8 protein-coding genes are annotated in these 13,672 nt (G+C 37.5%); 2 read left to right on the top strand and 6 right to left on the bottom strand.

The window, feature by feature from the left end; genetic code table 11:
* Positions 1-93: 93 nt before the first annotated feature.
* The 4 genes from rmuC to BG00_RS14325 all read right to left on the bottom strand — a co-directional run bounded on the left by rmuC (position 94) and on the right by BG00_RS14325 (position 7,943).
* Positions 94-1,563, bottom strand: a complete 1,470-nt coding sequence (gene rmuC / locus BG00_RS14340; protein ID WP_036983558.1) for a DNA recombination protein RmuC — start codon at positions 1,561-1,563, stop codon at positions 94-96.
* Positions 1,564-2,154: 591 nt separating this feature from the next.
* Positions 2,155-5,301, bottom strand: a complete 3,147-nt coding sequence (locus BG00_RS14335) for a DEAD/DEAH box helicase (protein WP_036984054.1) — start codon at positions 5,299-5,301, stop codon at positions 2,155-2,157.
* Positions 5,302-5,726: 425 nt separating this feature from the next.
* Positions 5,727-6,689: a transcriptional regulator gene (locus BG00_RS14330; RefSeq protein ID WP_036983557.1), complete on the bottom strand. Its 963-nt coding sequence runs from the start codon at positions 6,687-6,689 to the stop codon at positions 5,727-5,729.
* A gap of 15 nt (positions 6,690-6,704) precedes the next feature.
* Positions 6,705-7,943, bottom strand: a complete 1,239-nt coding sequence (locus tag BG00_RS14325) for an AAA family ATPase (protein ID WP_036983556.1) — start codon at positions 7,941-7,943, stop codon at positions 6,705-6,707.
* A gap of 771 nt (positions 7,944-8,714) precedes the next feature.
* On the opposite strand from BG00_RS14325, the gene BG00_RS14320 reads away from it, so the two are divergent.
* Entirely contained in the window at positions 8,715-9,929 is a 1,215-nt protein-coding gene (locus tag BG00_RS14320; protein WP_013463357.1) for a hypothetical protein, read from the top strand.
* Positions 9,930-9,991: 62 nt separating this feature from the next.
* On the opposite strand, the gene BG00_RS14315 is transcribed toward BG00_RS14320, so the two are convergent.
* The gene (locus tag BG00_RS14315; RefSeq protein WP_036983555.1) at positions 9,992-10,867 is read right to left on the bottom strand and encodes a DNA replication terminus site-binding protein; all 876 of its coding nucleotides are present in this window, start codon (positions 10,865-10,867) and stop codon (positions 9,992-9,994) included.
* Between the two features lie 590 nt (positions 10,868-11,457).
* Between BG00_RS14315 and BG00_RS14310 the strand changes: the two genes are divergently transcribed.
* A complete protein-coding gene (locus BG00_RS14310; protein WP_171034713.1) occupies positions 11,458-12,807 on the top strand; it encodes a class II 3-deoxy-7-phosphoheptulonate synthase in 1,350 nt (449 codons plus the stop codon).
* Between the two features lie 50 nt (positions 12,808-12,857).
* Here BG00_RS14310 and BG00_RS14305 read toward each other — a convergent pair.
* Positions 12,858-13,672 (bottom strand): IS4 family transposase (locus BG00_RS14305; RefSeq protein WP_036983552.1); only part of this gene is annotated, 815 nt, incomplete at its 5' end.

Below are 13,672 nucleotides of genomic sequence, written 5' to 3'. Positions count from 1 at the left end.
TAAAGGACAGATATTATTATAGTGCCTGCGCAGTTAGTAAATAACTAGCCACATAAACGCACAACCTCCGTGCGAAAATATTATATGTGGTGTTTATTCATCAAGCTCTAAGTGAGCGCGTTCAACGCTTTCTTGAGGTAACTCTTTTTGCACCGATACACCCAGCTCTTTAAATTCTGAGGCTTGTTTAATTAAGTTACCTTTACCACGGTATAACTGAGAAAATGCTTTATCGTAGGTTTCTTTGGCTTTATCGAGCTGTTTACCCACCCCTTCCATACTGGTTAAAAAGCCGTTGAGTTTACTGTAAAAACGCTCAGCACGATTAGCCAGCTCTTTTGAATATTTAGTTTGCTCTTCAAAGCGCCATAACTGCTTAACAATATTTAAACTGGTTAGCAGGGTAGTAGGAGTTGCAACCAAAATGTTTTTTTCGATTGCTTGCTGGTAAATGTCGCTTTGGTATTTAAGTGCTTCTACAAAGGCGGATTCAATCGGTACAAACATAATAACTACCTCAGGCGAGTTTATCCCTGGTAAACGGTCATACGATTTACTGGCCAACTCATTTATACGGGCAGTTACGGCATTTACATGCTCTTTAATCGCTTGTTGAGATTCCAGCTCTGTTTCGGCATTTACGTAGCGGGTATAGGCATTTAACGATGTTTTTGCATCAATCACTAAGTGCCGACCTTGGGGTAAATACACCACCACATCAGGACGAAGACGACCATCTTCGGTATTAAACGACACTTCGCGTTTATAGTCTGTGCCAGCTCGAAGTCCTGCGCTATCAAGCACGTTTTCAAGCATGAGTTCGCCCCAATTACCTTGGGTTTTCTTTTGCCCTTGTAAGGCATTGCTTAGCTTGTCAGCCTGCTCGGTAATGGCTTGGCTTTTGGCTTGTAAATGTAATAGCTCGGTTTTAAGTGCTGCACGTTGTTTTAAGTCTTCAACGTGAATAGATTCCATTTTATCTCTAAAGCCTTTTAGCTCACCTTCAACCGGCTTGAGTAACTGCTCTATGCTTTCTTGATTGAGGGTTTTAAATTTTTGCGATTTTTCTTCTAAGATTTGATTGGCTAAATTTTCGAATTCTTTTTTAAGCGTTTCTTTACTTTGCTCTATGTGAGCCAGTTGCTCGCTGAAATGTTGCTGCTTTTGCTCAAGGGTCGTGCGTATATTATTAAGCTCGACATCGCGCAGATTGTATTGCTCGCGCAGGGCGGTTAGCTCGGCTTCGGCTTTACGCCAATATTGATTATAAAGTTGGCTTTGTTTTTCTTGCTCAGTTAATCGCGTTTTAAAATGTTGCGCCTGATCACGTTGCTCTTGATGAGTAAGCCCTAACAAGTCGTGCTCTTCCACTAAAGAGGCATATTGATTTTGCGTATGCTCATACTGGCTTTGTAATAACAATAACTGTTGCTGCTGCTCACTCACTTGGCGCTTTATTTTTTTGCTTAACTGGACTGATACAACGCTGAAAATAGCCATACCGGCTAAAGCGCCAGTAGCAACACTTAACCAATCTAAATGGGATAAAAACGAAGTAAACATAGAATAAACTTTTAAAATTTAGTGACATGCCATCATAACGAATTACGCTCTTTAGCAGTAGGGTAAAACACTAAATTAAGCGCATAAAAAAAGCCAGCTAGTAAAGCTGGCTCAATATTACTAAATTAGTAATCAAACAGGGAAATCAACATGAAACTTGTAAAACAACATATCAACTACAAGCATAATAGTAGACGCGCTGCATTTAAATTAGTTCAAAATAATTTTAAAAAAAGTTGAATTTGAGGCATAAAAAAAGCCAGCTAATAGAGCTGGCTCAATATTACTAAATTAGTAATCAAACAGGGAAATCAACATGAAACTTGTATAACAACACATCAACTACAAGCATAATAATAGACCTAGCCATTTGTGATTAGTTCAAAATAAATTAAATAAAAAAATAAATATTTTTAAAAGCAAAAAAAAAGCCAGCGCATTACTGGCTGGCTTAATCATTACTATGTCTAGTAACTACTATATGGGATATCAACATGAAAGCTTGGAGAAACTGCAATTTAACCAAGCATATTAATAGACGCCTACAATTTAAATAAGTTCAAAAACTCGTCATGATTTTTTAAAATTATTTTAGCTTTTAATTAAAGACAGCATTTGTTGTTCGTCAAACTGGGTAAAACTCATTGATTTTTCGGTAAATAATGCATCTACAAGCGCTTGCTTATCTTGCTGCATTTGAAATACTTTTTGTTCAATAGAGTTAGCCATGATTAGTTTATAAACAAACACTGGGTTTGTTTGCCCAATTCGATAAGCACGATCGGTGGCTTGTTTTTCAACGGCTGGGTTCCACCATGGGTCAAAATGAATAACGGTGTCGGCTTGGGTTAAATTAAGCCCTGTACCACCGGCTTTTAAGCTAATTAAAAACACGGAAGTGTTACCACTGGTAAATTCGTCTATTACTTTGTCGCGATGACGCGTTTGCCCAGTTAGCATACTAAAATTAATATTTAGCTCATTTAAACGCTCGGCAATTAAATCAAGGGCAGAGGTAAACTGGCTAAATATAATCACTTTACGGCCAAGGCTAAGCATTAAAGGTAAGTGGCCCGATAACCATTCTAATTTAGCACTGGCTGCCTCAGTTTCAGGTTCAATGAGTTTAGGATGACAACAAATTTGGCGTAACTTTAATAAAGCTTCTAAAAAAGCGAGTTTACTTTTTTGTACGCCTTGCTCGGCAAATAAATCAATGAGTTTCTCTTCAAGCGCACGGGTTATACCTTGGTACATGTCTTTTTGTTTAGGTTCAAACTCAAACTCTTTTATAAGTTCGGTTTTTTGCGGCAGCTCTTGAGCCACTTGGGCTTTAGTACGGCGCAAAATAAACGGCATAATTAACGCTTTTAGTTGCTCTGCACGTTCAATATTGCTTTCGCGTTCAATAGGGCCTTGAAAATGCTGCTTAAAGTGCGCCTGTGAACCTAAAAGCGAGGGCATTGCAAAGTCGAGCAATGACTTTAATTCAAATAAATTGTTTTCAATTGGGGTGCCACTTAAACAAAGCTTAAAGTCGGCATTTAAACGTTTTACCAGCCGCGAAACTTGTGCGGTATCGTTTTTAATATACTGGGCTTCATCAAGAATAATGTTTTCAAAATACAGCGGTGAGTAATAAGCAATGTCACGTTTTAATAGCGGATACGTGGTTAAAATACACTGCGCTTGTGCCAAATGCTGCAACGAATCATTTCGGTGTGCACCAAAAATAGTGGTCACTTTTAAGCTTTTTGCGAACTTGGTAATTTCGTTTTGCCAATTACTCACTAAACTTGTAGGGCACACAATAAGCGTAGGCCCTGCTTGCGGTGTATTGTATGAGCTTGCTAAGTAGGCAATCACTTGTAACGTTTTACCCAAGCCCATATCATCCGCTAAAATCCCACCTAACTGATTACGCTTTAAAAAGTTAAGCCAAGCCACGCCTTCTTGCTGATACTCTCTTAATACTACAGAATCGTGTAAGCCATGAATGGCAGTGTTCGGTGATAGCAGTGCATCGTTATTTAGTTCTTCAAGGTAACGCTCTAGTGACGGGTCATGTAGCTCTATATTAATAGCTGTGTGCTGAACTAATTCAGGTAAGTATGAAAGCGGAATGTTAAATTCGTCACGGGTTTTAATAAATTCAAATCGCATTTTAAATTCAATTAATAAATTAAACGCTGCTTTATCAATAACCCCAAATTGACGGCCAACAGGGTAGTAATAAAATAATTCACTTTGACGGTTTAACGATTCATAAAGTTTATTATTTACATTTAATAGGGTAGCTACTTTGGTATCGTTTAGCATTACTTTACTATGCATTTGATGATTTGCAGCTCTGTTTACATGCAATGAGATTTGGCTTTTAGTATCAGCAACATTAACTTTGCTCATTGATACTTGCCAACCGCGTTGTTTAAAGCTGGGCAGTACCTCGTGAACTAGCCAATGTAAGTGAATAGCCGATTCCTGACTAAAAATAAACTCGCTGTGTAAACCCCCTTTACAAAAATCGAAGCCTAAGTTGACTAACTCATTGGTAACGGTGTTTTCGAAGGCGCTATTAATTAACTTTGCAGGCGCTGTGCCCGCTAAATAGTTTTTATTTTTATACTTAAACGATAACGAAATAGCCATTACTGAGCCCGACATGCTGACTTTAAGTATGGCATTACTCAACGACTTAACAGGCGTGCTTGGTGTATTAGTCGGGTGGGGAATAACACCTACTCCAAAGTTATCAGCAAGCTGCTTATAAATTCGGTCAAAGTTTGTATCGTGCAGCGCCGGTATAGTTTGTAAGTGCGCAATTTCATCAGCACTGAGGGGCGTACGAATACGGCCTAATTTATATTTATCTAAATCTAAGTAGATGGGCGGCGTTGTTTTAATTAACGCCCAATTAGGAATTTGATCCAAGTGAATTTTTAACTGGGTTACCTCTTTTTGTTTTTCCCAAACAAAGTTAAGAGGTAAACCAGGTTGCGCTTTAATAGGTACTCGAGAGCGTTGTAAAAATAATCGGTCTGTGGCAAGTAATTGCTGCAGGGCATTAAATCCCCATTGCCCTTTAAGCTCAATATTACCGACCGCATTTTGCGATCGGATCCAGCTATATAATCTAAAATCACTTTCGAGCAAATCGCTAGGGGTTACAAAACTATTAAGCTGTTGCTCAGTTAAATTTCGCCCAAGTGCATAATTATTATTTTTATCGTAGTTGGCAATTTTAGGGGTTAAAAATACTTTGTTGTTTTCTATGTCTAATACAAACAGTAATACTTGCGAGGGTTGAGCTTGGTCGGTGTTTTTAAGTGCGCTTAGTTCACTAAACCAATCATTAATAAAATAATCTTCACCGTACTCACCAGAATGCTCAATTTTAAGCTTTAACAAAATAGCGGCCAAATGGCGGCATTTAGTTTTAACATTACAGGTACAATGAGTATCGACCGAATAACCAGTTGGTAATTTACTGATCTCAATACGTTGGTTAAACGCGAATCCTTTATCACCTTGCACCGTGGAGTCAACCACAGAAAAATCTGCATTATGTTCTAACCAACTGATTTGGCCGTTTTTATAGTACGATTTTCCTTTGGCCAACACCGCGGGTTTAAATAATTTTTTTATGAATCGCTCAGAAAGAGGAAACTGGGTAGCCTGCTCATTTTTAATTTCTTCAAAAATAGCCATTAAATCATTTTTTGATAAGTTAGCAGACATGTCACTCAAAGTATTAAAATTTAAAAATAATTTTCCCAGTATATGCCTTATCAGCGCTGAGCTAAAGCAATATTATTTTTAAAATAAACTGGTTGGATCTGATTGGTTAGTAAAAAATTGGTTTATAGCGAATTGGCGATCATTGTTTAATTTTGCTCACTAAAAAAGCACACTTAAATTACAAAAGAAAAACAATTAATTAACTTTGGCAGGAGATTTAGTTAGGCTTAGATCAGGTTTTTACTAACAAGCAAAAAATGGCATTAAAAGGAAGTGTTTAGTTAGTAAAAATATGATCCTTGATGGTTTAAGCCATGTTTTTAGCCTTTATATGCCACTAAAGATCAGATTTTTACCAACTAACAAAGGGGGTTGGATCATGATTTAACTAACCCAACCCCTTTTACAGATCACGATATTACTAACTAATTAAAGGCACTTAATAACTTAGTAAGTTGCTCTAAGCGCTTGTCTGTCATCACTTTATTATTTATTTTAATTGAAACGTCACCACTTTTAAGGTTGCGTTGCACACTAATAAAGTCATTTTCTAAAACCGCTTCACGTTTTGATGCTGTTTTAGGCTCTGCAGTTAGGTATTTAGTAATTAGCATAGCGCGCTTGTCGTCGGCTTCTAAGGCGTTAATTTCATCATTGCTGGCAAGTGCAACAACTAACTCGTTAAATGCTTCCTCATCGCGCTCCTTTGCGTTAATCAACTTTTTAGCAACTTCTCTACCAACATGATTAGCTGTTGGGTAAAGGGCTATAACATCTGCAGATATTTGCTCATACGCTTTTATCGCATCAGCAATCGCTGTATGCGATACCCCTTCAATAACAGCAATTTCACGGTACGAGCCTTTTTTGCCTTGTTGAATAAGATCGTTTCTAGTTTGTTGATACGCTTGACCCAACTCCCAAAGACTAGGGGCAATGTATTGATCTGATGAAACCGCAAGTACTTTGGCATCTTGCTCGCTAAAGTCACTAGAACTCAATACGAGGTAGTCTGCGCCACCTAAAATACAGGCTTTACGACGTCTAGAGCCAGCTAATACAAGGCTTGTATCACCTTGCTCCCATAATAGGGCAGGGTGCTGATTACGGCCATCTTCTTTAATAGCAGGAAGAATATCTGCGACTGACTTTTCGTTTAAAAGCGCTTGTACGCGACGATTTTTACCATAAACTTGGGTCGATTTTTCAATTTCGTTGTGAGCAATCACTTTACAAACAAGCGTTATTTCCCGATTAGGATCACTGGGTGCAGGCATACGGATAACGTCGCCTGCATTGGCTTGCTCTAAAAGGGCATCTAAGCTGCTACTGCCAACAGCGGTTGCAAAGGGATCTAAGCGGGTGTCATTTTTACGTTTTTTAGCCATTTTTAGTCAACATCCTTACTTAGGCGTATTTAATTTAGATTGAGTGGATTGCCAATTAGAACGAATTAGCATTTCGAGTTCATCAACTACATCTTTGATATTTTCTTGTGCGCGCATTAATGACTCTCTACTCGCTAAACTATCGGACGCTTTTTGATCAAAAATGGTATTAAACGAGGATGAACTCGCAGTAATTGCTGAACTGTGATTAATAGGGTAGCTCATGACTTGGCGACCAAAGGCACTACGAACATCTTTAACTATGTCACGTTGTGAGTGGTTACCTTTTACATAATTAGTAACCAAAAATTGCATGAAATCCCAACCATCGTGGCCAAGGGCTGCAACAGTATGGTAAATCTCACCTAAACGTTTTAAATATTTATTATTAGCATCAAAGTCTACCGCTTCAGGGTGAACCGGAATAAGCATGGCTGTGGAGGCCATTAATGCATTATAAAACATAAAATTAAGAGTAGGCGCTGTATCAATTAATAAAATATCAAACTCATCTTTTACTGGTTCAATAACGCGCTCTAGTAACTTATGGTAATGGCGCGTTTGCTCATAATTTGAGGTATCTTTAAGCAAAGTTGCGGTTTCGTGTTCAAAATAAAAATCGTCCATACCAGAGGGCAAAACACGAATATTAGGAATATGAGTTGGTAAAAAAGAATTTGACACAAATTCAGGCCAGGTTTCACCTTCTTCAAGATCAATGCAATCACGCATCAAATCACCGACAGTAATTGGATCGGGCTCAGAGGATGGGAAAAAGCTTGATGATGACCCCTGAGGATCTAAATCAATAATACCGATGCGATAACGTTTTATGTTGGTAGTGGCAAGTGCAGCAGCAATATTAACCATGCTAGTTGTTTTACCACAACCACCTTTTAAAGAATTAATAACAATAACTTGGAGTTTGTCTGTCGGTGCACGGTGATCAGGCTTTATATCCATTGTATCGGCCATAGCAAAAATATTAACCAACGTATATGCGTAATGACCGTTTGCACCGCGTTTTATATTTAAATCGTCAAAGTCACCATTGTCATGACGTCTTTTTAAGGTACGATTATTACAGCCAAGTAAATCAGCTGCTGCTTTTTGGGTATAAGTTCTTAATTCTTTTTCTTCAGATTTAAGATGGGCGCGGTAATGTTGGATACGTCCTTCTAGTGATTTTTCAGCAACTTCTGCGGTTGCTTTCAAAAGTCGGTAGGTATCTAGCGCATTATTATTGATAGACATACTTTATTCCTCAAAGTTAGGCGTTTAGTATAATGTCCATTCAATTAGCTGTAAACAACTATTTAAGGCGACATACATTTTAAATACATGACATATAAAATAATTTTACGCCTTTAATATTGCTTAGTATAAATAAAGAAGTTTAAGTATGGTTAAGTATATAAGGTATTAAAGGCTAAGGGCTTAAAATACGCATTTAACTTTATGATTTATATAAATAATGTTTAAGAAAGTGGATCAGTATTATACGTGGTTAAGATCAGATCCTTATTTACTGGCAGATCACCTTTATACTAAGCAAATATTTAGTAGCTGAGTTACGCACAGGTTAAGCACTGAGTTACTCACAAAGTAGATGGTATAGATCATGTTTTTACTAAGTAAATTATAAAGTTATGCACCCACCATCAGAGATAATACGTGCTTTAATTAGTATAGATCTGATCTATAGTAAGTACAGATCAGATCTATGCTAACTCGAACTAAGCTTATCCACAGGCCTCTCATTTTTGCAGTAATTTGTCGTGCTAAATTTCAAAAAAATCACTTTGCAATGGACAAATTTATTATTCAGTTAGTAAAAAATCGTTTTATAAAAGCATTGTTAGTAAAAATGTGATCTGAAATCTTTTGTATTAACTTTTTCTTAGTAAAATACTGATCTGAGCATTTTATTTGAAATCAGATCACTTTTATACTAACTTAAACATTTAACTTTTGTGGCTTTATGTGTTGTTATTAGTTGCCACAATAAAAACGGAAATAAAAACCATGAGCCGAAAGGTCAACATCTCGGTAGATAACTTGCCTGATACACTTAGAGGCCAAATTCACGGGGTGGAAAGTGCAATTGATAACGAAAGTTTAGCACTATTTACAGATAACAAAGATGTGCGAATTTCGATAGAAAATGCAGCCCATGGGTTACGCGCTTACTCTAACACATTTAATCATTATGATCTGTGGGGACGCTTTGTTCGCTCAGGACATAAAAAGCTGCCACTTGAAGAAGCCCCTAAAAAAACCATTATTACACGTAAGATATCTGAGAAAGTAGACGGTATTTTATACGATGGTGAAATTAAAATAACACCGGCTGTGGTAAGTACTCGTAAAGATGGTGAAGACGTAGAATACCTAGTTTGGCCATCAGACAGAGAAGAAAAAGTTGAGCGTGCACTAATTCGCCTTGCTTCAAAAGGTAAAATAGTAAAAATTAATTTTAAATCCGGTATTCAATATGCTGTTGTGTTTTCTATGAACGAATTAGCACAAGAACTCAAAGCGGTTGGTCAGTCTATGCCATATCCGCAAATTAAAGAATCGCTTGAAGCATTGCAAGGTTCAAAACTTTCATTTAAATATTCTGCCACCGACACTAAAAATTCTGATATTGATGATTCGTTTTACGAGTCAAACATGAACTTTTTATCGTCTTTACACTTTAGCGGTAAAAAAGGCCAAGGCGGAAATGTTAAATGTGTGGCGTGTTTAAATGCTTTTGTTCATAACATGATCGATAACCTTGAATATAAAGGCTATTATTTTAATAGTGCTCAAGAATTAAAGCGCGGGTTATCGCGTTGGATGATGTTACGTTTATATCACTTATGGCGTTATGCTGCCCCAGGAAAAACGTATCATTTTAGACTGTTATCTATTATGGAAAAATATGGCTCTATTTATTCAACGGATGATATTACCGAAAATAAATTAAAAGCACTGCGTCGTGACATGACCACCACGATGAAAGATTTAATTGAAAAAGGGGCAATATCTGAGTACAGCATAACTAATGTAAAAGATGATAAAACAGGTAATATTGTAGATTACACCTATGAAATGCATCCATCTGATCAATTTTGTGATGAGATACTGGCATTAAATAAACACAACAAGCGTATAGAAATACAAGGTGGTAAACGCATTGTTGAAAATGCAGTATTAATTGATGAAGATAAGCTGGAAGAAATTGTAGAAAAATAATTATATTAATTTTTACCAGTCCGTTGTATTAAAGGCCACATTATGTGGCCTTTTTAACATAATTATTTTGTTACTTGTTCTAAATATAAACGGTCTACCAGAAAGTCATACTCTCGTTTTCGTGGATGTGATAAGGGCTTTTGGTAACTCGGTAGTTCGCCAAATTTTACGTCGGGTTGTGGGTTAATTAGTATAAAAGGTAAAGCAGCACTAACATGATAGCGATTTTGTGCAGTGTACCTCACATTAACTTGAGGACTAACTCGAGTAGGGCGCCTAATTCGCAATTTTTCTTTTTCACCCAAACTGGCTACTCGAACCTGTTCTTGTGCAACCAGTGACTGCCATTTTTGCTGATCAATCATTCGCGGGTTTTTATAGCCTGCCGATTTTTCTAACATTTCAAGCGCCATTTTTTTTGTAAGTGTTTTGGTTGCGTGTTTATGCATCCAAGTAAAGCGAACAGAAAAAGGGGATTCAATTTCACTATGAATTTTACGATACGCCGCAAGTGTTATTAAATTTGGCATTGCATTATGCACAGCTTCAAATCGCGCGTCGTTATTATCTATTGCTAAAATACAATTTTTAAAAGCTGCTTTTGCACTATTTACCTGTGCTATGCGATCAATAATGGCTTGTTTATTCGTCTCTTTTATTACTAGCAAACCAGGGTGTCGCTTTAATACTCGGCTGCTTAGTCCTGGCTTTTTATACATATCTGAAAAAGCATTTAAAATTGCCTTATGCGCCAATTCCCCAGTTATTTTTGAAACGCTTATAGACTCAGGGATTATATTTTCTTCAGTACTACTAATCTCAGGTAATTGAAAATACTCTGCTTTAGCGAAGCCAACCTCTTTAAGCTCATCAATTAAGCTAAGTGTTAATTCATTGAGTAAATCAAACTGACTTCTTATTTGCACCTTTGTAACCATTAGCTACCTACTTAGAACACATCTTACTGAGTCACTATTTTCGCAAACAACCTTTTCTTTTGATAGATTTTTCTTAAATAAAATTCTTTTGCTAAGATTTTTAAAAATTTAAATAAAGTATGATGTGTTCTTAGTGGTTTTTTAAAGTATTTTTGCTTCATATGCTTTAAAGGAAATAATAGATAGGGGTGAGTTAAGGTACTGAGCTTTGTATGCAGCACTAGCATAAATATTTAAAAGCGCATAATTGAGCAGCATTTTTTTTAAACCTTCCGTAAAGTTAAGATTACATAAGCACAAAATAAGTATGATGTGTTCCTATAGCTATCTGTATCACCATCGCTTAGCTGTTAAGCTTCTACTCAAGCCATTATAATGCACACTCTATTTACTTAGATTGTTGTTTTTAAATGTTTATTTGTTTTTACTTTATAAACTTGCTCATTAGAAGTAACTCAAAATAGGCTCTTAAATCTTATAAAAATTTAACTAATAACTAAATAATTGGTAAATAGTCGATTTAGTCCTTGAACAAAGCCCTCTGCATACGTTAATTTCAATGCATCAGGTAATAGGAATGAGGAATGAGCATGCAATCGTGGAACCCAAATAGTTGGAGAGAACTGCCAATACTGCAGCAACCACAGTACCCAGATCAAAACGTATTAAAGTCGGTAGAAAGCCAGTTGAAAAGTGCACCGCCTTTAGTATTTGCCGAAGAAACAAGAAGTTTATTTAAACAACTTGAAGACGTATGCGAAGGCCGTGCCTTTTTACTTCAAGGTGGAGATTGTGCAGAATCGTTTAGCGACTTTAATGCCGCTAATATTCGCGATACATTTAAAACCATCTTACAAATGGCTGTAGTATTAACCTATGGTGGAAAGTGTCCGGTTGTTAAAATTGCACGTATGGCAGGTCAATACGCAAAGCCACGTTCAGCCGACTTAGAAACAATAGACGGCGTTTCGTTGCCATCTTACCGTGGTGATATAGTAAATAACTTTGAGTTTACTGAAGAAGCACGTATTCCAGACCCTCAACGTTTAATGACTGCATATCATCACAGTGCGGCAACGCTAAATTTGCTACGCGCTTTTGCACAAGGTGGACTTGCCGACTTACATCAAGTTAACCGTTGGAACATGGGCTTTGTTGCTGCTAATCCACAAAAAGCAAAATACCAACAGCTTGCAGACAAAATTCAAGACGCGTTAGAATTTATGGAAGTGTGTGGTATTAATTCAACTATAGCGCCAAGCTTAAAAGAAACTGATTTATACACGTCACACGAAGCGTTATTACTAGGCTACGAAGAAGCATTAACACGTAGAGACCATTTATCAGGTGACTGGTACGATTGTTCAGCACACTTTGTTTGGATTGGTGAACGTACTCGCCAGCTAGACCATGCCCATATTGAATTTTTTAAAGGTATTAAAAACCCAATTGGCGTTAAAGTTGGACCAGGTATGGATCCAGACGAGCTTATCCGTTTAATCGATGCGCTTAACCCAGATAACATTCCTGGTAGATTAACGCTCATTACACGAATGGGTGCAGATGTATTGCCAGAGAAGCTACCAGCGCTAGTGCGTAAAGTACAGCAAGAGGGTCGCAAAGTTATTTGGAGTTCAGATCCAATGCATGGCAATACTGAAAAAGCCAGCTCAGGTTACAAAACGCGTAGCTTTGATAACATTATGCGCGAAATTAGTCAGTTCTTCGCTGTTCACAAAGCTGAAGGCTCATACGCAGGCGGTGTTCATTTAGAAATGACCGGCCAACATGTAACAGAGTGTACCGGCGGTGCATACGGTTTATCTGATGATGACCTTGCTCAGCGCTACAAAACACAATGTGACCCACGCTTAAATGCTGATCAAGTATTAGAGCTTGGCTTTTTAGTAGCTGATTTACTAAAAGATGCGCGTAAATAATACGCCTTCTAATATATTAAAAGCCGCTATTATTTAGTAACACCACTCGTTTAAGAACGAGTGGTGTTTTTTCGTTTATATCTAACCGCATATTTTTGTGTCTTTGCCAGCACTGCTCGCGGATAAGCTTTTCGCTTTCTTTTTTCCGGTAATATTAGCCGTTTACCGTTTTCACGTAGTTCTTTTAGCTTTTTAGGGATTGTCCCTGGGCTTCGACCTGAACACCATAAAAACTCGTCTTGTATGAGATATAATGCGTTAATAAAACTGATGCGTAATGGCTCAACTTTATGGGCTTTAGCCATCTCTGCCATTTCAAGTCTCACGATATTATATGATGTCAGAATACCCCAGAGCTCTTGATAAATACCTTCCTGTTTCAGGCTCCGTAATGCTGGTTTATTTGATAGTTGATATTGCTTGAGCTCACCATAGCCTCGCTCTATTTCCCATCGTTGCCAATACACATCGAGTAGCGCTTTCAGCGGGTACTTTTCTGGACAGACGCATGAGGTGATGAACCCTTTTATTTCCCCTTTAGGTGTCGGAATTTGAATAAGCCTTGCTTGCCATGTATCACCTAGGTAAGGGGCTGATTTCTTAGCTTGTGGTGAAATAGGCATTGTTATTAAGTGGTCGTAATCGCTAAATGACTCCGTTATTTCATAGCGCATTTTGCTTTTGATGGGCGTAAGCCAATGATGATTTTCGCTAACGCCTTGCCAGCTCGTAAATAGTTCAGCCGAAAAGAAACCTCTATCAAATAGCGTCAATGAATATTCAGGTGCTGAGCCAACAAGCTGTTGAGCATAATGAATTTCACTTTGAGTAATGGGGCCAAACGCTGCATCGGATATTAAATGCG

It is taken from the genome of Pseudoalteromonas sp. SCSIO_11900, from assembly GCF_000576475.1.
Lineage (GTDB): Bacteria > Pseudomonadota > Gammaproteobacteria > Enterobacterales > Alteromonadaceae > Pseudoalteromonas > Pseudoalteromonas tetraodonis.
Note: the sequence above shows the minus strand (reverse complement) of the source record. Positions and strands in the feature narration are given on the sequence as shown.